Raw genomic sequence first — 23620 nt, 5'->3', positions numbered from 1 at the left:
AGGTTCTACGTTCTTTCTCTCTCGCTGGAGGACATGTGGCACTGTCGGGTGGACCGCTCGAGCGCAGGTCCATGAGCGACGAGGCCTATGCGCGCTTGCAGGACGCGATCATCTCAGGCGAACTGCCCCCGGGCGAACGTCTGCGCGACTATGACCTCGCCGAGCGCCTGGGCACGTCGAAGACTCCGATCCGCCACGCGCTCGACCGTCTGGCCGATCACGGCCTCGTCGAGATGCAGCGCAACCGCTACACGCGGGTGGCCCCGATCGATCTCGAAGGAGTCCGCAACGCCGTCGACCTCTTCGGTGACATCTGGATCGGTTCCCTCCGTCATGCGAAGGCGGTGATCGAGGCCGATGACCTCGCGCACCTGACCGCGCTCACGGACGAGGTGGTCGCGGCCGCCCACGTGCGCGACGTGGCCGGCTTCGGTATCGCGCTCCGATCCCTCGCGACCGGGTTCGCTCGCATCGAAGGCAACGCTTCGCGCGCAGTTGCCATCGAGCGTCTCGACCCCCAGATCCGCCGATTCGCTCAGCACGCTCGTGATGCCTTCGACGCGGAGGCCGTCTCGGCGTGCGTCAAAGCACTTCGCGTGGCGCTGAGCGAGCGTGACGTGGTGGAGACCAGAAGCGTGCTCGTGACTCTCTTCGACGATGTGCTCAGCGGCATGATCGACCGCGCGGAAGAACGGGGTCTCCTCCGCTCCGACCCGGAGTAGCCGCACCCCGCCGCATTCCCGGCCAATCCACAGGAACCCCAAAGGGTGTCCTCGTACTCTGGGATCTCCCAAGGGGAGTACTCCGACACGGTGGGATCGTCATTACGGATGCACGTCGCATCCCGGGCCACCGGTTCCTGTTTCACGGAATGGAGAAGACTTTGGCGGTACGGTCGTACCCCGAGTCTGGAGCCCTCATTTGGATATCACCCCGCTGATCTGGATCATCACGATCGCGATCACGATCGCTTTCTTCGTGTACGAGTTCTTCTCCCACGTTCGCACCCCGCACGAGCCGACGATCGCGGAGTCGGCGCGCTGGTCGATCTTCTACATCAGCCTCGCGCTGCTGTTCGGCGTCGGGATCGGCGTCTTCTCCGGCTGGACGTTCGGCGGCGAGTACTTCGCCGGCTACCTCACCGAGAAGGCGCTGTCGATCGACAACCTCTTCGTCTTCCTGATCGTGATGACCGGCTTCGCCGTGCCGAAGAAGTACCAGCAGAAGGTGCTGATGATCGGCATCGTGATCGCGCTGATCCTGCGAGGAATCTTCATCGCCATCGGCGCGACGCTCATCGAGAACTTCTCGTGGATCTTCTACCTGTTCGGCGCCCTGCTCCTCGTGCTCGCGTATCGCCAGGCGTTCAGCAACCATGAGAGCAACCCCGCGAACGGACGGTTCATGACGTTCGTCCGCCGTCACCTGCCCGTCAGCGACGAGTACAACGGCGACCGGCTCACGGTCGTGAAGAACGGCAAGCGCTTCGTCACGCCGATGCTGCTCACGATCATCGCCATCGGGTTCATCGACCTCGTGTTCGCCGTCGACTCGATCCCCGCGATCTACGGTCTCACCGACCAGGCCTACATCGTCTTCACAGCGAATGCCTTCGCACTCATGGGTCTGCGCCAGCTGTACTTCCTCATCGGAGGACTGCTGGAGCGTCTGGTCTACCTGGCTCAGGGCCTCGCCGTCATCCTCGGATTCATCGGAGTAAAGCTCGTCCTGCACGCACTGCACGTCAACGAGCTCCCGTTCATCAACGGCGGCCAGGGCGTCGAGTGGGCGCCGGAGATCCCGATCTGGTTCTCCCTGCTGTTCATCGGCGCGACCATCGCGGTGGCCACCGCCGCGAGCCTCCTCAAGACCCGTCGCACCCCTGGCGAGGTCACCTCTTCCACCGACACCACCCCTACCCACAAGGAGCACTCTTGAGCGCGCAGCGCTGTTCTGACTCTTCGGACTCTGACAGTACGAGCGCCCGGTTCGTCCCGGGCGCTCACCCCACCACAGACGAGGTGGCCCGCTGATGGGCGACCTGCTCTGGAACATCGCCCTCGTCTTCGCGTTCGTGCTGATCGGCGGTGTCTTCGCTGCGACGGAGATGGCCCTGGTCACGCTCCGCGAGAGCCAGATCAACGCGATCGGGCAACGGGGCCGCCGTGGGGCGAAGGTCGCGGCACTCGCCCGCAACCCCAACACCTTCCTCTCGGCTGTGCAGATCGGCGTGACGGTCGCGGGCTTCGCCTCGGCCGCGTACGGCGCCACATCGATCGCACCGTCCTTGGCGCCGTTGCTGGAGTCGTGGGGCCTCGCCCCCGCACTCGCCCTCACGATCGCGACCGTCATCCTCACCCTCGTGATCGCCTACCTGTCGCTCGTGCTCGGAGAACTCGTGCCCAAACGGCTCGCGATCCAGCGCAACGCCCAGTTCGCATACGCCGTGGCCCCCGCTCTCAACGGGTTCGCGGTGATCATGCGTCCCGTGATCTGGCTGCTCTCCGTGTCGACCGACGCGCTGGTACGACTGCTCGGCGGTGATCCCCGCAAGATGGGCGACGAGATGACCGACGAGGAGGTGCGCGACATCGTCGCGAGCCACCAAGGTCTACCCGAAGATGAACGCCGCATCCTCGACGATGTGCTGTCCTTGCGGGGGCGCCAGGTCAGCGAGGTCATGCGACCGCGGCCGGAGGTCGTGGCCCTCGACGAGGATGCCAACGTCGGTGATGTGCTGGCCCAGGTGCGGGACCTCCCGTATTCGCGCTACCCCGTCTCGAACACTTCCATCGACGACATCGCGGGGTTCGTCCACGTGCGGGACCTGTTCGAGGCGTCGTCCGACGACCCAGCGCGTCCGCTCCGTGCGCTCGTCCGCGACATCCCGTACATCCCCTCCAGCGCGCGCGTCCTGCCCACGCTGACGCGGATGCGGGCCGAAGGGCACCACATCGCGGTCGTCGTCGACGAGTACGGCGGCACGGACGGTCTCGTCACGTTGGAGGACCTCGTCGAGGAGGTCGTCGGCGAGATCTTCGACGAGTACGACGCCGAGGAGTACTTCTCCGCGGAAGAGGGACTCGATGGGCGGCTCAACCTGCAGGACTTCGAGGAGGCGACCGGGCTGGCGATGCCGCGGGGCTCGTCCGACACGATCGCAGGTTTCGTGACCGAGCAGTTGGGTCGCCTCGCGGTCGTCGGCGACACCGTCGAGGTGCCCGGTGCCTCGATTCAGGTCATGGCCCTGGATCGTCGTCGCATCTCCCGTGTGCGGGTCACACCGCAGGAGAGCCCGGAGCTCGTCGAGGACTGACGCCGACGGGTGAGGCTTCTCTTCAGCGGCGCACGCCGGTGCCCAGCTCGCTGAGCCCTTCGGTGAGGATGTCGACCAGCAGTCGCGCGTACCGTCCGTCGGGATCGAGGTCGGGGTCGAACACCGTGACCGAGGCGCCCACTGCCTGCGGTGCGAGTTTGCGGAGGAGGGCCGTGAGGTCCGCAGCCCCGATCCCGCCCGGGTCGGGGCTGTCCACCGCGGGCATGACCGCGGGATCGAGGACGTCGACATCGACCTGGAGCCAGTATGCGGGTCCGGCCACCGCCGCCGCGTCGGCACCCACGCGGGCGGCACCGAGCGCGAGCACATCGGCGGCGGGCGTGACCCGGCCGAGGACCGCGCGCGCTTCCTCCTGCTCCGCATCATCGTCGCGATGGCCGATGTGCGCCGTGCGCTCGGCGCGGAAGTAGGGGCCGAGCCCGTCGATGTCGGCGACAGCGGGCCAATGCATGCCGATCGCAGCGGCGAGGTCTTCGCCGGCGACGCTCGCGCTCACCGAGTTGTTTCCTGGATGGCGGAAGTCGGTATGTCCATCGACGTGCACGAGCCCGACGCCGCGACCCGCGACGGCGATGCCGGCCCCGAGGAGGATCGAGCAATCGCCCCCGACGACCAGCGGTGCCTCGCCCCGATCGAATGCCGCGGCGATGCGCGCGCCCAGGCGCCGGGAGTGGTCGGCCATCGCGCTCTCGTTGCGCACTCGGCCGGAGGGGCGTCTGCCGTCGTCATCGACATAGCGGCCTGCGAGGACGACACCGGAGTCGGTGGCGCCGAGCTCGGCGAACCGATCGAAAAGGCCGGCTTCGCGCAGGGCCTCCGGTGCCTTCGCCGCACCGGGCACGCTTCCCGGCTCCGGCGGACGGAGTCCGAGGTTGGACGGAGCGGAGATCACGGTGATCATGTCCTCAGTCTGTGCGGGGAGTCTGACATCGTGACCGCGATCACGCCGGGAAGCGCACCCCGGTGACCTGCTCGGCGGCCGCCCACACCGCGGCTCCGGTCGTGGGGGAGCGGACCTCGTCCGAGGCTGTCACTCGTCGTGGTGCCCCACGGAACTCGAGCAGTCCGTCCGGACCCCAGTAGTCGCCGTTCACCACCTCCGCGGAGGTCGCCGCGTGCACGATGGGCAGCGCTCCACCGTCCTTGCCCTGCACGAGCATCCGAGTGGGCGCCGTCAGGGCGCGGAGGAAACCGGAGACGTGGGCGAGGCCGGGGCGCGGGGGAGTGAGCGGGTCGACGGCATAGCCCGGGTGCGCGACGACCGCCGACCGCGAAGAGTCCGACCAACGCCGTGCGAGCTCGAAAGCGAAGGCCATCAACAGGGCCTTCGAGCGTCCGTACTGGCGGAGCGAGGAACCGCTCCACGGGGCGTCGAGGGTCGCGGGGGCGAGCCGCGCGAAACGGTGCGCGATCGAGCCCACCGCGACCACGCGGGCATCCGGTGCGAAGAGCGGTTCGAGCTGCGCCACGAGGGCGAAATGGCCGAGGAAATTGGTGCCCACCATGAGGTCGAAGCCGTCGCCCGTGCGCGCCGCAGGGTCGGCCGCCTTCACCCCCGCGTTGCAGATCACCGCATCGATCCGCTCGCCCACTTGCGCAGCGGCGTGAGTGATGCTGTCGAGGGAGCCGAGGTCGAGTGGCAGCACGCGCAGCTCGGCATCCGGCATGCGGCTCCGGATCGCCGAGGCCGCAGTCTGCGCGCGCTCCGATGAGCGGCAACCCAACAACACGCGGGCTCTGCGAGCGGCCAGCTGCTCGGCGCACCAGTAGCCGATGCCCGCGTTCGCGCCAGTGACCAGCACCGTGCGTCCGCGCAGGTCTTCGGCAGGCGTGAGGGAAGCGGCATCCATCTCCCCAACCTAGGCGCTGTGCGCGCCGGCAGTCAGTGGTCGTGGTCGTCCTCGTTCTCGAGGAGCATTCCGATCGAGGTGGCGCAGGCGTCGCCCTTCCAGGCGTCGATGCCCTCGCGCACGGCGAAGGCGGCGATCACGAGTCCGGCGACGGAATCGGCCCACCACCATCCGAGCAGCGAGTTGGCGACCAAGCCGATCAGCACGGCGGCGGAGAGGTACGTGCAGATGAGAGTCTGCTTCGAGTCCGCGACCGCCGTCGCCGATCCGAGCTCCCGGCCCGCGCGACGTTCGGCGAACGACAGGAACGGCATGACCGCGACGCTGACCGCCGTGAGGATGATGCCGATCGTGCTGTGCTCCGGGCGCTCGGCCGTGACCAGTGCGGTCACGGAGGTCACGGTGACATAGGCGGCGAGAGCGAAGAACGCCACAGCGATCACGCGCAAGGTGGGTTTCTCCCAGCGCTCCGGATCGCGGCGGGTGAACTGCCAGGCGACGGCGGCCGCGGACAGCACCTCGATCGTCGAGTCCAGCCCGAAGCCGATGAGAGCCGCGGACGATGCGACCGTCCCCGCCGTGATCGCGATGATCGCCTCGACCGCGTTGTAGCCGATCGTGACGCCGACGAGGAGGCGGATGCGACGATGCAGGGTCTCCCGACGCGCGTCGGTGAGCGCCGACGACATCAGCAGGTGCATCCTTCACCCGAACAGCAGTCCGGTTCGACGATGAGGGTGACCCGCAGGAGCATGTCGAGGGCCGGTGCGAGGTGACGGTCGGCGAGACGATAGCTGCTGCGACGCCCATCAGGCACGCTCTCGACGAGCCCACAGCCGCGGAGGCAGGCAAGGTGGTTCGACAGGGCCTGGCGGGAGACGCCGAGAGCTTCGGCCAGATCAGCGGGGTAGCCCGGGGCCTCGCGCAGAGCGAGGAGCACGCCGGCGCGGGTCGGGTCGGAGAGTGCGTGTCCCAGGCGAGCGACGGCAGACGTGTGGGTCAGCGATGCGAGAGCGGTCGTCACGCACTTGATCATACAGAAACTGCTGAATTCAGGAACTTCTGAATTTAACAAGAGGGGGCGCGACGACGTCTCGCGCCCCCGGACGATCAGCGGATCGCGTACACCGCGCTGCCGATGATCACGGCGACGACGGTCGTCCAGCCGATGATGGCGATGGCCTGCCAGAAGAGGATGCGCGCCTTCCCGATGCCGGAGGCGGCGAGCATCGTTGCGGTGAACTGCGTCGGCAGCAGCAGCGGGCCGAGCAGGCTGACGCCGGGTACGCCGTAGCGTTCGAAGGCGCGCTGGAACTTCTCCTTCCGGGCGGAACCGCGCCCGGAGTCGGCGGCTTCCGCTGCCGGTGCTGTGTCCGTCGTGCCGCCGCCGGCGAGGACAGCGTTCCTGGCACGCGAGCGGTTCACGACCGCCTGACGCGCACCGGAGCTCGCCAGCACCAGCACCGCGACGCACAGGAAGTTGCCGACCATCGCGGCGATCGCCGCGACCACCGGAGGGATGCCGCCGAGGATCCCGATGCTCACCGCGCCCTCGCCCTCGATGAACGGGATCGCGCCGGCGAGGGCGACGATGAGCGGCTGCACGAGCTCGGGGACCTGGGCGACCAGGTTCTGGAAGGTCTCGATGAGGTTCATGGGGTGCTCCCTGCTGTCGGTGCGAGCGGTGTCTCCGCTGCGATGACTCCAGTCCAGCCGAGGAGCAGCCGTGGCGGCAGTGTCGGCCCGTCACCTGTTCCCCTGCGGTTCGCACGGTGATCCCGTGACATGTGTCACGCCTCTATCGTGGGAGCGTGAGTTCCGTCCCGCCCCTCCCCGTCGCCGATCCGACGCCCGGCTCCCGCCAGCTCGCCCGGGGCATCACCGCCACCTGGTGGTACACCGCGAGCGCCGTGGTGTTCATCGAGCTGATGCTGGTCGGAGCATGGACCGGCATCACCGCCGCCGTCGATCTGCGCGGCGGCGCGATCCTCGTCGTCGCGATCGGTGGCGTGCTCTGGTGTGCTTCGACCATGCTGCTGCTCGCCGATTACCGCAGCCGTATCGACGCGGGTCCCGGCATCGCCTGGGGGCGCCTGGCCGTGCCCTTCCTGGTTGCTGTCGCATACGGAGTGGTGGCGGGGTCGGCGGTCGGGAGCTGGGCGCTCGCGGCGATGCCGGTCGCGCAGTTCTTCGTCCTCCTGCGATGGCCGCGCGGAATCCGGATGCGCGTGGCCGCGACGGCGACCCTGCTGCTCGTGGCCCTGACGGCGGTCGACTCGACCGCGAGAGGCCTCGACACGGGCCTCCCTTTGTGGCTGCCCGCCGTGTATGCCGTCCTGCTGCCGGCGATGACCGTGAGCTCGCTCTGGTGGTGGGATGTCCTGGTCACACTCGACCGCGCCCGCGCTTCCGAGGTCAAGCTCGCCGCGACGCAGGAGCGCCTGCGGGTGGCGACCGACGTGCACGACCTGCAGGGGCATCATCTCCAGGTCATCGCGTTGCAGCTGGAACTCGCGGAGCGGCTCCTGCCGACCGATGCGGAGGCAGGGATGGAACAGCTCCGGGCCGCGCGGCTCAGTGTCGACGAGGCGCGGCAGGGGACCAGAGACCTCGCGACCCGCTTCCGGTCCGTTCCGCTCGGCGATGAGCTCGCCAACGCGCGAGATCTCCTGACCGCAGCGGGTCTCACCGTGGAGGCCGTGATCGATCCGGATGCCGATGCCGCACCGGGGACTGCGCTGGGGCCGGTGATCCGGGAGACCACGACGAATGTGCTGCGCCACGGGGGTGGCCGTCGCGCGCGGCTGCTGCTGGCACGGACCGGTGACGCCTGGCGATATGAGATCGCGAACGACAGGATGCCCGGTGCGCCGCTCGATCACGACGGATCCGGCCTCGAGGGGATTCGACGACGGATCGAGGAGGCGCACGGTTCCTTGGAGATCCGGCGCGATGCCGACGAGTTCACGGTCGTCGTGACCGTTCCGTCGCAGGCGGAGGAGGGGCGTTGATCCGCGTGCTGCTCGCCGACGACGAGGCGATGATCCGCTCTGCGCTCGCCGCACTGCTGCGACTCGAAGCCGACATCGACGTCGTCGCGGAGTGCGCCGACGGCGAGCAGGCCGTCGCCGAGGCGCTTCGTCTGCAACCCGACGTGTGTCTGCTGGACCTGGAGATGCCCGGCCTGGACGGGGTGCAGGTCGCCGAGAAACTGCACCGTGCGATCGCGACGCGCTGCGTGGTGGTCACCCGCCATGCGCGTCCGGGGGTGCTGCGGCGAGCCCTGGCATCCGGCGTCTCCGGTTTCCTGCCCAAGTCCCGGGGTGCGGACGAGGTCGCCGCCGTCATCCGCCGTGTCGCGGCAGGAGCCCGCTATGTCGATCCGGAGATCGCGGCGGACGCTCTGAGCGATGAGCGCTCGCCCCTCACCGATCGCGAGCTCGATGTACTGCGCGCGGGGCGGCGCGGGGAGACGACCGGTCAGATCGCGCGGGCTCTCGCTCTCGCGCCCGGCACCGTGCGCAACCACATCTCCGTCATCCTCGGCAAACTCGCCGTCGACACGCGCCAGCAGGCTGTGCTCACCGCCGAGGAGCGCGGGTGGATCTGAGCGCCGTTATGCTGGCACGCATGGGAACAATATGCGCCGCGCCCGTGATGGGGCGCACCCTCGTGTTCCGCGACCGCCGCGTCTGACGGCGCGCTCGCTCACCGCACGCATCTGCGCGCCGTCCACCGAGATGTCATCGCACCTCGGGACGGGCAGAACTCACTGACGCCTCTTCGCGTCCTCCCTCCTTCCGAGGTGCTCCGATTCTTCTTATGGAGCGCACTCATGCCTCGTTCACCCCATGGCGGCCGTCACGAACTCGGCCAGAACTTCCTCACCCACCGTCCGACCCTCGCCCGGATCACGGCTCTCGTCGACCGCACGTCCGGATCGATCCTCGAACTGGGGTGCGGCGATGGCGCCCTCACGCGCCGGCTCGCGGGGCTCGGCCGGCCGCTCACGGCTATCGACATCGACGAGCACCGGGTGCGGCGGTTGCGCGCGGCCCTGCCCGGGGTCCGCGTCGAGTTCGGGGACGCGACCCGTCATCCCCTCGATGCCGCCGTGGTGGTCGGCAACATCCCGTTCCACGTGACCACTCCCATCCTCCGGCGTCTGCTGTCGCGGAAGGAGTGGAGGGAGGCCGTGCTGCTGACCCAATGGGAGGTGGCGCGCAAGCGTGCGGGCGTCGGTGGCGGCACCATGATGACCGCGCAGTCGGCTCCGTGGTTCGCCTTCTCCCTCGAGGGGAGGGTCCCGGCCTGGGGCTTCTCCCCGCAACCGAGCGTCGACGGGGGCGTGCTCACGATCACGCGACGGGCCTCACCGCTCGTTCCGGTGTCCGACCGACGGGGGTACGAGGCTTTCGTCCGTGCGATGTTCACGGGGAGAGGGGCCACGCTTCCCGCGGTGCTGGCGGCGGCGACTCGCGCTCCGATGTCGCGTGCGCGGCGCGCCGTGGTGGCAGCCGACGCGACCAGCTGTCGATGGCCGCGGGATCTGCATCCGGAGCACTGGGCGGCGCTCTGGCGTGAGGTCTCCCGCGGATGAGGCGCGGGATCGTGACTCCGCTGTCGGACGGCGGAGGTACTCTCGACGCATGTCCGCCTTCGGCACGCTCGCGACCCCGGTCGGCGTCATCGGGGTCGTGAGCGACGGCGCGGCCGTCACCCGGGTCACGTGGCGAACCACTCCGTCCGGCGGCAGTGTCGTCGTGCCCGACACCGGGTCCGATCCCCTGCTGGTCGAGGCGCTCGCACAGTTGGCGGCCTACTTCGACGGCACACTGCGTCGCTTCGATCTGCCGGTCGACCTCGGCCCGCAGACCGAGGCCACGCGTGCTGTCCTCACCGCACTCCATGAGACCGTGGCGCACGGAGAGACGATCACGTACGGCGGTCTCGCCGCGCGCAGTGGCACCGACGTGCCGGCCCGGGGGATCGGCTCGATCATGGGCGCGAACCCGGTTCCGCTGATCGTGCCGTGTCATCGGGTCGTCGCCGGCGATGGGCTGGGCGGCTATTCCGGCGGAGAAGAGGGGCACGGCCTCGAGACGAAGCGGTGGCTGTTGGAGCATGAAGGGGCGCTCCCTACCTCCCTGTTCTGACGGTGAGTGGTGGTGTCCGTCATCCCGTCACTCGGACCGGGAACACCCTGCGAGAATGGACGTGCCGAGTCCCGAGCCGAGGAGCCAACGTGCAGTTCATCTCCACCCGCGGCGGCATGCAGCCGCAGTCGTTCAGCGAGACGCTGTTGGAAGGCCTCGCGCCCGATGGCGGGCTGGCGGTGCCGGAGACCATGCCGGTCGTCGACGGCGAGACGCTCGAGCGCTGGCGGGCACTGACCTATCCGCAGCTCGCGACAGAGGTGCTCGGACTGTTCGCGACCGACATCCCTCGCGCAGACTTGGCCCGGATGACCGCCGCGGCATACGCCGACTTCCCTGACGGCGTCGTGCCGCTGCGGGCGATCGATGACGAGCTCACCCTCGTCGGGCTCTCCGAGGGGCCGACGCTCGCGTTCAAGGACATGGCCATGCAGTTCCTCGGCCAGGTGCTCGAGTACACGCTGGAGCGCAAGGGATCGGTGCTCAACATCCTCGGCGCGACCTCGGGAGACACCGGGTCGGCGGCCGAGCACGCGCTGCGGGGCAAGGAGCGCCTCGCGGTGTTCATGCTGTCACCGCGAGGGCGCATGAGCGCGTTCCAGCGCGCGCAGATGTTCTCCCTCGACGACGCGAACGTGCACAACATCGCCGTCGAGGGTGTCTTCGACGACTGTCAGAACCTCGTCAAGAAGCTCGCCGGCGACCTCGACTTCAAGCGTGCCCACCACCTCGGTGCCGTGAACTCCATCAATCTGGCACGCATCACCGCGCAGACGGTCTACTACTTCTGGGCGTGGCTGCGGGCGACCGATGCAGGCGGCTGGACCGAGCTGTCGTTCACCGTTCCGTCGGGCAACTTCGGCAACATCCTCTCCGGGTTCTTCGCGAAGCAGATGGGCCTGCCGATCCGTCGCCTGGTGCTCGCCGCGAACGAGAACAACGTGCTGGACGAGTTCTTCCGCACGGGTGTCTACCGCCCGCGCAGCGCTGCCCAGACGCTCGCGACCTCCAGTCCGTCGATGGACATCTCGAAGGCGTCGAACCTGGAGCGTTTCATCTTCGAGCTGGTCGGCCGTGACGCGGAGCGCGTCGTCGGTGCCTGGCGTGAGCTCGACGAGAGCGGCTTCTTCGACTTCTCCGCGGAGCAGGAGCGCTTCGTCGAGGAGTTCGGGATCGTCAGCGGCACCTCGACGCACGAGGACCGGTTGGCGACGATCCGCTCGGTGTACGAGACGACGGGTGAGGTCATCGACCCGCACACGGCCGACGGTGTCAAGGTCGCGCGAGAGTACGTCGAGCCCGGTGTGCCCATGCTCGTGCTCGAGACGGCGAAGCCCGAGAAGTTCGCCGAGACGATCCACGAGGCGCTCGGAGTGGAGCTCGGCTACGCACCGGAGTTGCAGGAGATGCTCGACGCACCGCAGCACGTGACCGAGATGCCCGACGACGAGCACGCACTCCGTGAGTTCATCGCCGCGAACGCTGTGAGCTGAGCGCACCCGCACATCCGCGCCTCCCGCGTCCCCACCCCCTCCGGCTCCACCCCCTCCACCCGTCGACACCCCCTCCGCCCGTCGACGTCCTCATCACCAGTCGGTGCCCCCTCTTTCCGTCGGCACCCCCTCCGCCCGTCGATACCCCCTCTGCACACCGCGAACCGGAGGGGGCGCCGACGCGGGGAGGGGGTGTCGACGTGGGGCGAGGGTCTGGACGCGGGGAGGGGGTGTCGACGAGAGGGACAGAGGCGTCGGGAGACGGACGGCCGGGATGATGTGCGATCTGCACATCAGTGCCTGATGTTCGTGCGATCTGCACATGTGGGCGGTGCGCAGGGCATCGCTACTGTGGCGCACAACCCGTTCCCTCTCCCGAAGGATCCTCATGGCACGCACGGCGCACCCAGACGACTTCGCGCTCTCCCGAGTGACTCCTGAGGCCCGCAAACCCTGGTTCGGAATCGCTGTGCAGCGGTTCGGTCAGGTCTCGGCCCTCTCGCAGTTCCTCCTCGGCGCGACCCTCGGCTACAGCATGACTTTCGGCGAGGCCGTCCTCGCCTTCCTCTTCGGCTCGATCATCCTCGAGGTGATCATGTGCGTGGTCGGCTTCATCGGCCAGCGCGAGGGCCTCAACACCGCACTGCTCGCCCGGTGGACCGGCTTCGGGGAGATCGGTGCCTCGCTGGTCGGGCTCGCGATCGGGATCAGCCTCATCGGCTGGTTCGGCATCCAGTCGGCCATCTCAGCACAGTCCCTCGACGCCCTGATGCCCGGTGCGCTGCCGGTCTGGGCGTGGAGCCTCATCTTCGGTCTCGCCGTCACCGCGATCGTCGCCTTCGGCTTCGTCGGCATGCAGTGGCTCGCGAACATCACGGTGCCGCTCTTCCTCATCCTGGTCGGCTGGTCGGTCATCACCGAGCTGAGCCGTCACGACATCGGCGAGCTGCTCACGGGGCCGGCACCCGGACCCACGATGAGCGTCTGGGCCGGTACGGGTATCGTCGCGGGTGGTCTCATCGTCGGCGCGATCATCACGGGTGACATGACCCGCTTCAACCGTTCTCGCGCTGACGTCGTCAAGCAGACCGTGCTCGGAGTCTCGCTCGGTGAGTTCGTGATCGGACTCGCCGGTGTCCTGCTGGCACACGCGGCCGCCACCGGTGACATCGTCGCGATCGTGACGTCGTCCGTCGGCTTCATCGGCCTCTTCATCGTGCTCACCGGCACCCTGAAGATCAACGACTGGAACCTGTACTCGTCGACCCTGGGCCTGGTGAACTTCATCTCGACGGCGTTCGGCAAGAACCTGCACCGCGTCACCACGACGATCGTGCTGGGCGTCGTCGGGTCCATTCTGGCCGCGGTCGGCATCCTCGGACAGTTCACCGAGTTCCTGATCGTGCTCAGCGTCGCCTTCCCGCCGATCGCCGGCATCATGGTCGCCGAGTACTACGTGGTGCGCCGCTGGCGTCCGGAGCTCGACGCGACCCGTGAGGCCGGCACCCTTCCGGCAACCGCACCACGCATCGTTCCCGCGACGATCGTCGTGTGGCTGGTGTCCGCGCTCGTCGGCTACTTCGTGACCTGGGGCATCCCGTCATTGCTCAGTCTCTTCCTCTCGATGGTGCTCTACATCGTGGCGGGCAAGCTCGGCTGGGTCCGCGGTGTCGGAGTCGCGAACACGCGGCAGGCGAGCCCGGTCGAAGAGACAGCCGCGGCCTGAGCCGCCCCGAGTCAGAACCTCCTCACAGGAAAGCGAGAATCATGCACATCGGCATCGACGTCGGCGGCACCAACACCGACGCAGTCCTCATGGACGGCACCCGCACGCTCGCGGGCGTGAAGCACTCGACCACCCCCGATGTCACCAGCGGCATCATCCAGGCGATCGAGGATCTGCGGGCCGGACACGCGTTCGAGGGCGCCGACGTCGACGCCGTCATGATCGGCACGACGCACTTCATCAACGCACTCGTGCAGGCGAGCCGTCTGGCGCCGGTCGCGGCACTCCGCCTCGGACTCCCGGCGACGCGAGCTCTGCCGCCGCTGATCGACTGGCCCGACGTGCTGGTCGAGGCGACGCAGGCCCGCAGCTATCTCGCCCACGGGGGCTACGAGTTCGACGGCCGACCGATCTCACCCCTCGACCCGGACGAGATCCGGGCGCACGCCGAAGACATGAAGTCGCACGGTATCCGCTCGGTCGCGATCTCGTCGGTGTTCAGCCCGGTCAACCACGACCTCGAGGTGCGGGCGGCTGAGATCGTCGCAGAGGTGCTGGGGGCGGATGCCGCCATCTCGCTCTCCCACGAGATCGGACGCATCGGACTGCTGGAGCGCGAGAACGCGACGATCATCAACGCCGCGCTGCGCGAGCTCGCGTCCGAGATCGTCGATGGGCTCACGTCTGCCGTGCGCGCCCAGGGCATCGAGGCGCCGATCTTCCTCAGCCAGAACGACGGCACGCTCATGGACGAGGAGTACGTGCGTCGCTACCCGGTCGCGACTTTCGCCTCCGGTCCGACGAACTCGATGCGCGGAGCAGCCGCGACGAGCGGTCTGGACGACTGCGCCGTGATCGATGTGGGCGGCACCACGGCCGACATCGGGCTCCTGATCAACGGCTTCCCCCGGGAGACCGCGAACGAGGTCAAGGTCGCCGGCATCCGCACCAACTTCCGGATGCCGGACGTCCTCTCGCTCGGCATCGGTGGCGGCAGCATCGTCGATGAGGAGACCGCCGAGGTCGGACCGGCATCCGTCGGGTACAAGCTGACCACGGAAGCGCTGGTGTTCGGTGGATCGACCCTGACCGCCACGGACATCGCGGTCGCGGCCGGCCGCGCCCACGTGGGCGACGCGAGCAAGGTCGCGCACCTCGACCCCGTGTTCGTCGAGCGGGTGCTCGCCCGCATCGCCGAGCGTGTGTCGGAGGCGGTCGACCGCATGCGCACGTCACCCGAGCCCATCGCGGTGGTCGCCGTCGGCGGAGGCTCGATCCTGCTCCCCGACGAGCTGCCGCTGTTCGGCACCGTGCACCGACCTGAGAACTACGCGGTCGCGAACGCCATCGGCGCCTCCATCGCACAGGTCGGCGGTGAGATCGACAAGGTCTACGCGATCGAGCCCGGTCGTCGTGACGAGACACTCGCCGAGGTGCGCGCCGAGGCGGTCGACAAGGCGATCGCGGCGGGTGCCAAGCCCTCGACCGTGTCGATCATCGACTTCGACGAGGTGCCCATCCCGTATCTGCCCGGCAACGCCACGCGCATCCGCGTCAAGGCGGTCGGCGACCTCGACATGGGGGCGTGACATGAGCTGGACGATCACCCCCGCCCACATCGACGGTCTCGCTCGCGGTGCTGCGGTGCTCGGCACGGGAGGCGGAGGGGATCCGTACATCGGTGCCCTCCTCGCGCGTCAGGCCCTGACCTCCGGCGACGTCACGGTCGTCGGGCTCGACGAGGTGCCCGACGATGCGCTTGTGCTGTTCGTCGCGATGATGGGCGCGCCGACCGTCATGGTCGAGAAGCTCCCCAGCCTCGCCGAGGTCATCGAACCGGTCAAAGCGCTCAGCGTCCACCTGGGCCGTCCGGTGACCCACATCGCGTGCGCGGAGGTGGGCGGAGTCAACTCCACCATCCCGATCGCCGCCGCGGCCGCACTCGGACTGCCGCTGGTCGATGCCGATGGCATGGGTCGCGCGTTCCCGGAGCTGCAGATGGTTCTGCCGACGCTGTACGGCGTGACGGCATCGCCCCTCGCGTTCAGCGACGAGAAGGGCAACACGGGGGTGCTGCAGACGGCCGACAACTCGTGGACCGAACGCATCGCTCGCGTGGCCTGCGTCGAGATGGGCTGCTCGGTCATGATCTCCGGGTTCTCCATGTCCGGCTCGGCGGCGCGCGAGTCGCTCGTCGCGGGCTCGCTGTCCCGCTGCATCGAGATCGGGCAGCGCATCGCGACGGCACGCGAGGAGAAGTCCGATCCGGTCGACGCGGTCGTCCGGCTCCTCGGCGGACGCGAGCTGTTCGATGGGAAGGTCGTCGACGTGCACCGAGCCACCACCACGGGCTTCGCGCGTGGCCGTGCTCGCATCGACGGCGACGCCGACCGCTCGCTGACGCTGCAGTTCCAGAACGAGCACCTGGTGGCCGAAGCCGACGGCACGGTCCTGGCGACCACGCCCGATCTGATCATGGTGCTCGACGGGGAGTCCGGTGAGCCGATCACGACCGAGGGACTGCGTTACGGACAGCGGGTCCGGGTGATCGCGGCTCCGGCCGATGAGCGCTGGCATTCGGACGCCGCCCTCGCGATGGTCGGCCCGGGGTACTTCGGGTACGACATGGCTGCCCACCGCTTCGACGGCAGCATCTCCACCGGAACCGTGCCGGCGGGAGCGACGGCATGAGCTGGCAGCTCACCGCGGCCGACCTTCCCGATCTCGCTCGCGGCGCGACCTTGCTCGGGACCGGTGGGGGCGGTGACCCGTACATCGGCAAGATGCTCGTCGAGCGCGTGCTGGGCGAGGGGAGCATCACGATCCTGGATCCGGACGAGCTCGCCGACGATCTGTTCGTGATCCCGACTGCCCAGATGGGTGCGCCCACGGTCATGGTTGAGAAGATCCCGGCCGGCACCGAGCCCACGCTCGCCCTGCGCACGCTCGAGGAGCACCTCGGACGCACGGCGGATGCCACGATGCCGATCGAGTGCGGCGGCATCAACTCGATGATCCCGCTCATCGTCGCGGCCGAGACGGGCCTGCCGGTGGTGGATGCCGACGGCATGGGCCGGGCATTCCCCGAGCTGTCGATGGAGACCTTCGCCGTGTACGGCGTGCATGGATCGCCCCTCGCGCTCGCGGGAGAGCGCGGCGAGAAGGTCGTGATCGACACGGGAGACGACGACCGGCAGATGGAGTGGCTCGCCCGCGGCATCACGATCCGTCTCGGCGGCGTCGGCCACATCGCCGAGTACGCGATGACCGGCGCGGACGTCCGGCGCACCGCCGTCCCGCGCACGATCTCGATGGCCCTCGCGCTGGGCCGCGCCATCCGTCTCGCCCGGGAGGAGCATCGTTCACCGTTCGAGGCGATCGCCTCGACCCTCGCGACGACGCTCTACCCGCACCTTCGGGAACTCTGCGTCGGCAAGGTCATCGACGTCGAGCGGCGCACGACCGAGGGGTTCGCCAAGGGGCGTGCGGTGATCGCACCGCTCGGCGCAGAGGAGGGCGCCACCTTCGAGATCTCGTTCCAGAACGAGAACCTCATCGCCCATCACGGGGAGACGCTCGTGGCGATCGTGCCCGACCTCATCTGCGTGGTCGATCACGAGACGGCCGAGCCCATCACCACGGAGGGACTCCGCTACGGGCAGCGCGTACGGGTGCTCGGCATCTCCACACCTGAGATGATGCGCACCCCCGAGGCGCTCGCCGCCTTCGGACCGTCCGCTTTCGGTCTCGCCGCGGACTTCGTCCCGGTCGAGACTCTGGCCGCGGGTGAGGACGTTTCTCCCTAGGCTGGAGTGCATGATGCTGCAGCGCGACGACCTCACGGCGCTCGCCCGCGGCTATTCGCTCCTCGGATCCGGCGGTGGCGGTTCGACGACCATGCTCGAGCTGATGCTCGCCGGGTCCGACCGGGGGCCGATCGAGATCTCTCCGATCTCCTCGCTGGACCCGCGCACACCCTGCCTGGGCGTCGCCTTCGTCGGCTCGACGATGCTGCTCGGCGAACGCCTTCCCGGCGCTGAGCCCTTCGCCCGTCTGCTGGCCGCGGTCGAACGGTGGATCGGTCATCCCGTTCCCGCGGTCTGCTCCCTCGAAGGCGGCGGGATGAACGGGCTCGCTCCGCTGACGCTGGCCGGGTCCCACCTCGTGGTGGACGCGGACTGCACCGGCCGTGCCGTTCCGGGGCTGGACCAGATGTCGCTCTTCGTCGACCGGGTTCCCGGACTCGTGTTCGCCTGTGACACCGGCGCCGGAGGGGTCGCCCTCGTCGAGGCGCACCGGGCTATCGACGCCGAGCGGGTCGTGCGATCCGCGATCATCCAGGCGGGCGGCGTCGGCTGTGCGGTGCTCGGAGGCTTCACGGTCGGCGACCTCCATGAACACGCGATCGGGGGCCATCTGGCGCATGCGCTCGAACTCGGCAGGGCCTACCTCGCATCGGCGGGCGCGCCCCTCCCACTCTTAGCGGATGCCCTCGGTGGCGAGCTACTGGCTGAAGGGCGTATCGTCTCGGTCGCCCCGTCGCCGCAGGATCCGCACGTGAACGCCGTCGAGATCAGCGGACTCGGCGGTGCCGTCCACCGTGTGGTGAGCCGATCGGAGACCCTCGCGGTGCTGACCGATGGGCTGCTGGTCGCGTCCGCCCCCACGATCATCGTGGTCGTCGATGCGGTGTCACGCGAGATCCTCGAGGTCACGGAACTGCGTCTGGCGCGGAACGTCGCGGTCTTCTCCATCCCTGCGCCCGCCTGGTGGAATGCGCGGCCCGAGCGTCGCGCGAAAGTGCTGCCCTCCGCCTACGGCCTCGACGATCTGGATGCGGCGTGAGCGCGCGGCTGCCCGTGAGCGCGCTGCTCTCCCACACGGAGAACGGCGGCCTGCAGTGGATCGCCGGACCACGCGATGCGGCGTGGGAGGAGGTGGCCGTCGGCGCGAGCGAAGCCGAACTCACCGAGAGGGGCGCCGAGCGGCTCGCGATCATCACCGCATCGGCCCCGACATCGACCTGGCAGCAGGACGCTCTGCTGCGCCGGCTGCGGGACCGGGGGTTCACCGGGCTCGCCGTGTCCGGGGCGGCGGACTTCGACGCGGGCGCGTTCCGCCTCGCGGATCGGATCGGCCTGTGCCTGCTCGACGTCCCGCGCCCCATCCAACTCGCGAAGGCCTGTTGGATGCTGATCGAGGCGCGCGATGCGCTGACGCTCAGCCAGGTGCGCAAGGTCGCGCAGTCGTTCGAGTACGCTGCCGATGATCTCACCGATCTGCTCGGACACATCGCGGCGAACCTCGGTGTCGGTGCCGCACTGATCGACTCGTCCGGTGTCCTGCAGGAGGCGGGCGCGCATCTCGACGAGCGACTGCATGCGGCCATCGGCTTCGACTCGTGGCTCGACCGGGTGCGCGTCGGCGAGACGGCTGCGGCGTCGGTGCGGGTCGACAGTCCCGGACGCAGCGGCCTGAGGCTCGTGCTCTTCGGGCAGGGTCTCGGCGAGGCACAGGTGCAGTCGCTCTCGGTCGCGGCCGAGGTCGCGATGCCTGCCGTGGCCGCGCGCATCCTGATCGACGAGGTGGCAGCCGTGAACGACGTCGCGGTGTCGTCCGGGCTGTTGCGCGACTTCGTCGATCTGCATGGGGCAGCGGATGCCGATGTCCAGCGGCGGATGATCGAGCGCGGCTGGCGCACGAGCGGTCATCATCTCGGTTTCCGGGTGGTGGCGAGAGGGCGTCTCGACTCGTTCTCGCTGCTGCGCTCCGTCAGTGTCGGGCTCAGTGCGATCGACGCGGAGGCGCATGCTACGACAGCGGGTCGAGGACTGAGCGGGTGGCTGACGTTCCCGGATGCCCCCGATCCCGATCGCGTCGAGCGGGCCGTGGCCGCACTGCGTGAGCTTCACCTGGGTGTCCTGCGGGACTTCACCGTCGCGACCGGCGTCGGATCCTTGCAGGCCGGATCCGAGGGACTCGCCACGACGCTGGACGAGGCGGGGGATGCGGCGCGGATCGCCGCGGCGCGGTCGGCGACCGGTTGGTTCGTGCGGGTGGACAGTCTCGGCCTGGAGCAGCTGCTGCTGGCGTGGACGGGGAACGACACGTTCGTGCCCGCCGCGGAATCCCTCCTCGCCCCGCTGCGGGAAGGGGGAGGCGAACTGCTCACCACTCTTTCCGCGTATCTCGATCACGAGTCGGGCATAGCGGCGACGGCGACGGCCCTCGGTCTGCACCGCAACACCATCGCCGTGCGGATCCGTCGCGTGCAGGAGCTGCTCGGGATCGACATGAACGACCCCGAGGCGCGATTGGCGCTGCACCTGGCCTGTCGGGCCGTGCAGCCGCGCTGAGGCCGGGCGGGGTCAGTCCTCCGGATCGCCGTGCAGCATCCAGGGGATGCCGAAGCGGTCGATGAGCATCCCGAAGAGGCCACCCCACGGCGGCACATCGAGCGGCATCGTGATGGTCGCCCCTTCGGACAGCTTCTCCCAGACCTCGCGGGTGGTGTCCTGAGAGTTGCCGCTCAACGAGACCGAAAAGCCCTGCGGCTTCTCGTACGGCATGCCGTCCGGGGAGTCGGAGCCCATCAGCACGAGTCCGCCCGGTGCATCCAGCTGTGCGTGCATGACGAGATCTTTCTGGCTCGGATCCTGCACCATGTCGGGGAACTCTCCGAAGGTGTTGATCACGAGCTCCCCGCCGAGCACGCTCCGGTAGAACTCCATCGCCTCGCGGGCTTCGGTGCGGAAGGACAGATACGGATTGAGGTTCGCCATGATCGCTCCGGGGTGAGGTGGATGCATCGACCGCACGCTCAGTCTGCGCCGCCTCCGACCGGATCCGCAAGAGGACTCCTGCGCGCTCCGAGAACCCCGTGCGTCGGTGGAGCAGGTGCTCACCGCGCGGCGAGCCAGTCCGTGAAGGTCTGGCGTCCGAGGTCGGCGTCGGGACCGGGAAGCGCATCGCCGGCACGCATCCCCGCCATCTGCGGCCCGGGGACGTTGAGCGCCGGGATCCACCCTCGATACCCCTCCCGGCGGGCGAACGCCCGGATCATGGTGGAGAGCTGTTCCTCGCGCGGGCCGGCGAGGTCACGCGCCCGGCCCTGCGGCTCCGACGTCGCGAGGGCTGCGAGCCGGGCGCCGACCTCGGAGGCGGCCACGGGTTGGGTGCGGGCGTTCGGGGCGAGGTGCAGCGGCCCCAGTTTCGCGCGCGCGAACATCTGTCCCGCGAACTCGTGGAACTGTGTCGCCCGCAGAATCGTCCAGGGCACCCGTGAGGACGCGATCACCTTCTCCTGCGCGATCTTGCCTGCGTAGTAGTCGTAAGGGATGCGGTCGATACCCACGATCGACAGGAGCACGACGTGTCGGACCCCGGCCTCCTCGGCCGCGGAGACGAGGGTGCCGGTCGCGGCGGTGAAGAACTCGATCGCCGCGGCGGCCTTGAGCGTCTCGATGCTCGTGACGTCGATCACGACGTCGGCACCGTCCAGCGCGGCATCGAGTCCCCGGCCGGTCACCAGGTCCACCCCGTGCGAACGGCTGAGCACTACCGCGTCATGTCCGTCGGCCTTGATCGCGGCCACGGTCGGCCGACCGACCGTCCCGGTTCCTCCTGCGACGGCGATTCTCATGTGTGCTCCTTCTCTCTCGATTTCATCCTTCTCCTCTTTCGACGACGCAGACCACGGGAATGTAAGGCGACAGCCGAAAGACGGCAGCGGCGGGCGCCGCGTCGGGCCAGGATGGAGGCGATGGATGATCTCGAGGTGATCGACGCCGAACGCCGCACCCTGCTCGCTCTCGCCTATCGTCTGCTCGGCACGGTCGCCGATGCGGAAGACGCGGTGCAGGAGACGTTTGTGCGGTGGTACCGGATGAGCGTCGAGGAACGTGCACAGATCAGGAACCCCGCTGCGTGGCTGACCCGCGTCGCCGGACGCATCTGCCTGGACGCGCTGGGATCAGCGCGTGCTCGTCGGGAGAGGTACGTCGGCCCCTGGTTGCCGGAGCCCGTTCCGCACGACTCGCTGCTCGCCGCCCGTCCGCACCCGGATCCGTTGGAGCGGATGACGCTCGACGAATCGGTGGGGATGGCCCTGCTCGTCGTGCTGGAGTCGCTCACCCCCGCCGAGCGGGTCGCGTTCGTGCTGCACGACGTGTTCGGTGTCCCCTTCGCCGAGATCGCGGAGACGGTCGGTCGGAGCCCGGATGCGGTGCGCCAGCTCGCCTCGCAGGGTCGTCGGCGCGTGCGCGAACGCCGGGCGGTCGTGGCGTCGCGGGACCAGCACGATGCCGTGGCGAGAGCCTTCCTCGCCGCTGCGTCGACCGGAGAGCTGCAAGGTCTGATCGCACTGCTCGACCCCGGCGTCGTGCTCGTCTCCGACGGAGGAGGGAAGAAGTCGGCTGCGCTGCGGCCGGTGGCGGGAGCGGACCGCGTGGCACGCTTCCTGCGGGGGATCGCGCAGCGCCATCCCGAGGCCGACGTCTCGCTCGTCGCGGCCCCCGATGGGCTCGTGATGCTCGCGACGATCGACGGCCGCGCGGATGCGGTCTTCTCCTTCGTCGTCCGCGTAGACCGCATCACGGAAGTCTTCGCCGTGCGCAATCCCGACAAACTCAGCCAATGGCCGTGAGACCTCACTCGGTACGATGACGAGCGTGACCACCCCGACCGTGCGCCCCGGCATCGCCGAACGGCTTTCGCAGATGATCCGGATCCCGACGGTCTCGGCGGAGCTCGATGAGCGCGGACCTGCCCCCTTCGAGGAGTTCGTGGCGCTGATCGCCGAACTGTACCCCTTGACGCACCGGGACTTGCGGCTGGAACGGCACACCGACTTCGGTCTCCTGTTCCACTGGGCGGGGAACGGCGCGGCGGGCCGAGACCCTCTCGTGCTGATGGCGCACTACGACGTCGTCCCCGTCGACGAGAGCGACGCGTGGACGTATCCGCCGTTCGCGGGAACCATCGCCGACGGTTCGGTGTACGGCCGAGGCGCCCTGGACGACAAGGGCCCGCTGCTCGTCGTGCTCGAAGCCGTGGAGAATCTGCTCGCGGACGGCTTCGTCCCGTCCCGCGACGTGTATCTCTCGTTCGGCGGCAACGAGGAGACCTACGGGAAGGCGGCGGAGGAGATCGCACGCGTGCTGCGCGCCCGCGGCGTGATGCCGTGGCTCGTCCTCGACGAAGGCGGCGCCGTCGTCGATGCGCCGCTGCCCTTCGTCCCCGGTCGAGCCGCGATGATCGGTGTGGGGGAGAAGGGCGTGATGACCCTCCGGTTGACGGCACGGGGCGAGGGTGGTCATGCGTCCGCACCGCCGTCGCTCACCGCGGTCCGACGCGTCGCGAGAGCCGTCGACCGGCTCGGACCCACGACCTTCCGACCTCGTGCCTCGAAAGCGATCCTGCGGATGCTGTCGCAACTGGCGACGCGCACCCCGGGGCCGGCCCGCCACCTGCTCAGGTTCTTGGGGTCGATGCCGCTGGTGACGGGGCAGGTCTTCGCCGCGCTCGGGGGCGAACCCGCCGCTCTCGTCCGCACGACCGTGGCTCCGACCATGCAGTCGGGCGGCACGGCGGCGAACGTGCTGCCCTCGCAGGCATCCGCCACCCTCAACCTCCGCATCGCGCTGGGGGAGACCACCCAGCAGACGGTCTTCCGGGTACGGCGGCGCATCCGCGATCCGCTCGTCTCCGTCGAGGTGGTCGAAGCGGGGGAGCCCTCGCCCGAGTCGCCCACCGACAACGCGCAGTTCGCGTTGCTCGCAGCCGCGTTGGACGTCTCCCATCCCGGGGTCCCCGCCGTGCCCTATGTGATGATGGCCGCCACCGACTCCCGGCACTTCCATCGCTTCTCGCCCGCTGTCTACCGCTTCGCGCCCTTGGACATGTCGAATGCCCAGCGGGCGTCGATCCATGGCGTCGACGAGAGCGTCGAGATCGTCGCCCTGGAGCGCGGGGAGCGATTCCATCGGGCACTTCTCGAACGACTAGGGTGATCTCACCCCGCCTCCTGCCGACGCAGGAGCATCCGAACGAGAAGCAGG

The 23620-nt window shown here is 69.0% G+C and carries 23 protein-coding genes; 16 read left to right on the top strand and 7 right to left on the bottom strand.

The genetic code is table 11. From position 1 onward, the window contains the following. Nucleotides 1-71: 71 nt before the first annotated feature. From LVJ59_RS07600 to LVJ59_RS07590, 3 genes are all read left to right on the top strand, one after another. Nucleotides 72-722, top strand: coding sequence for a GntR family transcriptional regulator (locus LVJ59_RS07600; RefSeq protein WP_232762562.1), 651 nt, complete (start codon nucleotides 72-74; stop codon nucleotides 720-722). 199 nt (nucleotides 723-921) lie between these two features. Next, nucleotides 922-1938 (top strand): TerC family protein, encoded by a 1017-nt coding sequence (locus LVJ59_RS07595; protein WP_232762561.1) that lies wholly within the window; start codon nucleotides 922-924, stop codon nucleotides 1936-1938. Between the two features lie 94 nt (nucleotides 1939-2032). Beyond that, entirely contained in the window at nucleotides 2033-3316 is a 1284-nt protein-coding gene (locus LVJ59_RS07590; protein WP_232762560.1) for a hemolysin family protein, read from the top strand. Nucleotides 3317-3338: 22 nt separating this feature from the next. Here LVJ59_RS07590 and LVJ59_RS07585 read toward each other — a convergent pair whose 3' ends face one another. The 5 genes from LVJ59_RS07585 to LVJ59_RS07565 all read right to left on the bottom strand — a co-directional run bounded on the left by LVJ59_RS07585 (nucleotide 3339) and on the right by LVJ59_RS07565 (nucleotide 6843). Continuing rightward, on the bottom strand, nucleotides 3339-4238 hold the full coding sequence (locus LVJ59_RS07585) for an arginase family protein (RefSeq protein ID WP_232762559.1): 900 nt from the start codon (nucleotides 4236-4238) through the stop codon (nucleotides 3339-3341). A 40-nt stretch (nucleotides 4239-4278) separates the two neighbouring features. Continuing rightward, nucleotides 4279-5187 (bottom strand): SDR family NAD(P)-dependent oxidoreductase, encoded by a 909-nt coding sequence (locus LVJ59_RS07580; RefSeq protein WP_232762558.1) that lies wholly within the window; start codon nucleotides 5185-5187, stop codon nucleotides 4279-4281. A 32-nt stretch (nucleotides 5188-5219) separates the two neighbouring features. Further along, complete coding sequence (locus tag LVJ59_RS07575; RefSeq protein ID WP_232762557.1) at nucleotides 5220-5876, bottom strand: cation diffusion facilitator family transporter; 657 nt, start codon at nucleotides 5874-5876, stop codon at nucleotides 5220-5222. Beyond that, entirely contained in the window at nucleotides 5876-6223 is a 348-nt protein-coding gene (locus LVJ59_RS07570; protein ID WP_232762556.1) for a helix-turn-helix transcriptional regulator, read from the bottom strand. The genes LVJ59_RS07575 and LVJ59_RS07570 overlap by 1 nt, the downstream gene beginning before the upstream one ends. Before the next feature lie 74 nt (nucleotides 6224-6297). After that, the gene (locus LVJ59_RS07565) at nucleotides 6298-6843 is read right to left on the bottom strand and encodes a small multidrug efflux protein (protein WP_232762555.1); all 546 of its coding nucleotides are present in this window, start codon (nucleotides 6841-6843) and stop codon (nucleotides 6298-6300) included. A gap of 155 nt (nucleotides 6844-6998) precedes the next feature. On the opposite strand from LVJ59_RS07565, the gene LVJ59_RS18065 reads away from it, so the two are divergent. The 11 genes from LVJ59_RS18065 to LVJ59_RS07510 all read left to right on the top strand — a co-directional run bounded on the left by LVJ59_RS18065 (nucleotide 6999) and on the right by LVJ59_RS07510 (nucleotide 19918). Further along, a complete protein-coding gene (locus LVJ59_RS18065) occupies nucleotides 6999-8198 on the top strand; it encodes a histidine kinase (RefSeq protein ID WP_232762554.1) in 1200 nt (399 codons plus the stop codon). Continuing rightward, nucleotides 8195-8797: a response regulator transcription factor gene (locus LVJ59_RS07555; protein WP_047521181.1), complete on the top strand. Its 603-nt coding sequence runs from the start codon at nucleotides 8195-8197 to the stop codon at nucleotides 8795-8797. The genes LVJ59_RS18065 and LVJ59_RS07555 overlap by 4 nt, the downstream gene beginning before the upstream one ends. Before the next feature lie 225 nt (nucleotides 8798-9022). After that, nucleotides 9023-9787, top strand: coding sequence for an rRNA adenine N(6)-methyltransferase family protein (locus tag LVJ59_RS07550; RefSeq protein ID WP_232762553.1), 765 nt, complete (start codon nucleotides 9023-9025; stop codon nucleotides 9785-9787). A gap of 49 nt (nucleotides 9788-9836) precedes the next feature. After that, nucleotides 9837-10343, top strand: a complete 507-nt coding sequence (locus LVJ59_RS07545; protein WP_232762552.1) for a methylated-DNA--[protein]-cysteine S-methyltransferase — start codon at nucleotides 9837-9839, stop codon at nucleotides 10341-10343. Between the two features lie 89 nt (nucleotides 10344-10432). Then, entirely contained in the window at nucleotides 10433-11836 is a 1404-nt protein-coding gene (gene thrC / locus LVJ59_RS07540; RefSeq protein WP_232762551.1) for a threonine synthase, read from the top strand. 388 nt (nucleotides 11837-12224) lie between these two features. After that, nucleotides 12225-13562, top strand: a complete 1338-nt coding sequence (locus LVJ59_RS07535; RefSeq protein WP_232762550.1) for a cytosine permease — start codon at nucleotides 12225-12227, stop codon at nucleotides 13560-13562. Nucleotides 13563-13603: 41 nt separating this feature from the next. After that, nucleotides 13604-15151, top strand: coding sequence for a hydantoinase/oxoprolinase N-terminal domain-containing protein (locus LVJ59_RS07530; RefSeq protein WP_131491729.1), 1548 nt, complete (start codon nucleotides 13604-13606; stop codon nucleotides 15149-15151). Between the two features lies 1 nt (nucleotide 15152). Further along, nucleotides 15153-16253, top strand: a complete 1101-nt coding sequence (locus LVJ59_RS07525; RefSeq protein ID WP_232762549.1) for a DUF917 domain-containing protein — start codon at nucleotides 15153-15155, stop codon at nucleotides 16251-16253. Beyond that, nucleotides 16250-17368 carry a DUF917 domain-containing protein gene (locus LVJ59_RS07520; RefSeq protein ID WP_047520508.1) on the top strand — a complete coding sequence of 373 codons (1119 nt, stop codon included), beginning with the start codon at nucleotides 16250-16252 and terminating at the stop codon, nucleotides 17366-17368. Before LVJ59_RS07525 ends, LVJ59_RS07520 begins: the two co-directional genes overlap by 4 nt. A gap of 10 nt (nucleotides 17369-17378) precedes the next feature. After that, on the top strand, nucleotides 17379-18407 hold the full coding sequence (locus LVJ59_RS07515; RefSeq protein ID WP_232762548.1) for a DUF917 family protein: 1029 nt from the start codon (nucleotides 17379-17381) through the stop codon (nucleotides 18405-18407). Then, nucleotides 18404-19918: a CdaR family transcriptional regulator gene (locus LVJ59_RS07510; RefSeq protein WP_232762547.1), complete on the top strand. Its 1515-nt coding sequence runs from the start codon at nucleotides 18404-18406 to the stop codon at nucleotides 19916-19918. The genes LVJ59_RS07515 and LVJ59_RS07510 overlap by 4 nt, the downstream gene beginning before the upstream one ends. Before the next feature lie 12 nt (nucleotides 19919-19930). Here the strand turns inward: LVJ59_RS07510 and LVJ59_RS07505 are convergent, their stop codons facing one another. Beyond that, nucleotides 19931-20344, bottom strand: coding sequence for a VOC family protein (locus tag LVJ59_RS07505; RefSeq protein ID WP_232762546.1), 414 nt, complete (start codon nucleotides 20342-20344; stop codon nucleotides 19931-19933). 119 nt (nucleotides 20345-20463) lie between these two features. Next, a complete protein-coding gene (locus tag LVJ59_RS07500) occupies nucleotides 20464-21204 on the bottom strand; it encodes an SDR family oxidoreductase (RefSeq protein ID WP_232762545.1) in 741 nt (246 codons plus the stop codon). A gap of 120 nt (nucleotides 21205-21324) precedes the next feature. Between LVJ59_RS07500 and sigJ the strand changes: the two genes are divergently transcribed. Together sigJ and LVJ59_RS07490 are read left to right on the top strand one after the other, a co-directional pair. After that, a complete protein-coding gene (gene sigJ / locus LVJ59_RS07495; protein WP_232762544.1) occupies nucleotides 21325-22206 on the top strand; it encodes an RNA polymerase sigma factor SigJ in 882 nt (293 codons plus the stop codon). Nucleotides 22207-22231: 25 nt separating this feature from the next. Further along, nucleotides 22232-23572, top strand: a complete 1341-nt coding sequence (locus tag LVJ59_RS07490) for a M20/M25/M40 family metallo-hydrolase (RefSeq protein WP_374199044.1) — start codon at nucleotides 22232-22234, stop codon at nucleotides 23570-23572. The last annotated feature ends 48 nt before the right edge of the window (nucleotides 23573-23620 follow it).

Source organism: Microbacterium sp. KKR3/1, from assembly GCF_021272365.1.
Taxonomy (GTDB): domain Bacteria; phylum Actinomycetota; class Actinomycetes; order Actinomycetales; family Microbacteriaceae; genus Microbacterium; species Microbacterium aurugineum.
The sequence above is the reverse complement of the archived record's forward strand: the minus strand, read 5'-3'. Positions and strand labels throughout refer to the sequence as shown.

Bases quoted from the DNA above. Each gene is read 5' to 3' on its own strand.
- LVJ59_RS07600 (WP_232762562.1), top strand. From the start codon at position 72: ATGAGCGACGAGGCCTATGCGCGCTTGCAGGACGCGATCATCTCAGGC.
- LVJ59_RS07590 (WP_232762560.1), top strand. From the start codon at position 2,033: ATGGGCGACCTGCTCTGGAACATCGCCCTCGTCTTCGCGTTCGTGCTG.
- LVJ59_RS07585 (WP_232762559.1), bottom strand. From the start codon at position 4,238: ATGATCACCGTGATCTCCGCTCCGTCCAACCTCGGACTCCGTCCGCCG.
- LVJ59_RS07580 (WP_232762558.1), bottom strand. From the start codon at position 5,187: ATGGATGCCGCTTCCCTCACGCCTGCCGAAGACCTGCGCGGACGCACG.
- LVJ59_RS07575 (WP_232762557.1), bottom strand. From the start codon at position 5,876: ATGTCGTCGGCGCTCACCGACGCGCGTCGGGAGACCCTGCATCGTCGC.
- LVJ59_RS07570 (WP_232762556.1), bottom strand. From the start codon at position 6,223: ATGATCAAGTGCGTGACGACCGCTCTCGCATCGCTGACCCACACGTCT.
- LVJ59_RS07565 (WP_232762555.1), bottom strand. From the start codon at position 6,843: ATGAACCTCATCGAGACCTTCCAGAACCTGGTCGCCCAGGTCCCCGAG.
- LVJ59_RS07550 (WP_232762553.1), top strand. From the start codon at position 9,023: ATGCCTCGTTCACCCCATGGCGGCCGTCACGAACTCGGCCAGAACTTC.
- LVJ59_RS07545 (WP_232762552.1), top strand. From the start codon at position 9,837: ATGTCCGCCTTCGGCACGCTCGCGACCCCGGTCGGCGTCATCGGGGTC.
- LVJ59_RS07535 (WP_232762550.1), top strand. From the start codon at position 12,225: ATGGCACGCACGGCGCACCCAGACGACTTCGCGCTCTCCCGAGTGACT.
- LVJ59_RS07530 (WP_131491729.1), top strand. From the start codon at position 13,604: ATGCACATCGGCATCGACGTCGGCGGCACCAACACCGACGCAGTCCTC.
- LVJ59_RS07525 (WP_232762549.1), top strand. From the start codon at position 15,153: ATGAGCTGGACGATCACCCCCGCCCACATCGACGGTCTCGCTCGCGGT.
- LVJ59_RS07520 (WP_047520508.1), top strand. From the start codon at position 16,250: ATGAGCTGGCAGCTCACCGCGGCCGACCTTCCCGATCTCGCTCGCGGC.
- LVJ59_RS07515 (WP_232762548.1), top strand. From the start codon at position 17,379: ATGATGCTGCAGCGCGACGACCTCACGGCGCTCGCCCGCGGCTATTCG.
- LVJ59_RS07505 (WP_232762546.1), bottom strand. From the start codon at position 20,344: ATGGCGAACCTCAATCCGTATCTGTCCTTCCGCACCGAAGCCCGCGAG.
- LVJ59_RS07500 (WP_232762545.1), bottom strand. From the start codon at position 21,204: ATGAGAATCGCCGTCGCAGGAGGAACCGGGACGGTCGGTCGGCCGACC.
- sigJ (WP_232762544.1), top strand. From the start codon at position 21,325: ATGGATGATCTCGAGGTGATCGACGCCGAACGCCGCACCCTGCTCGCT.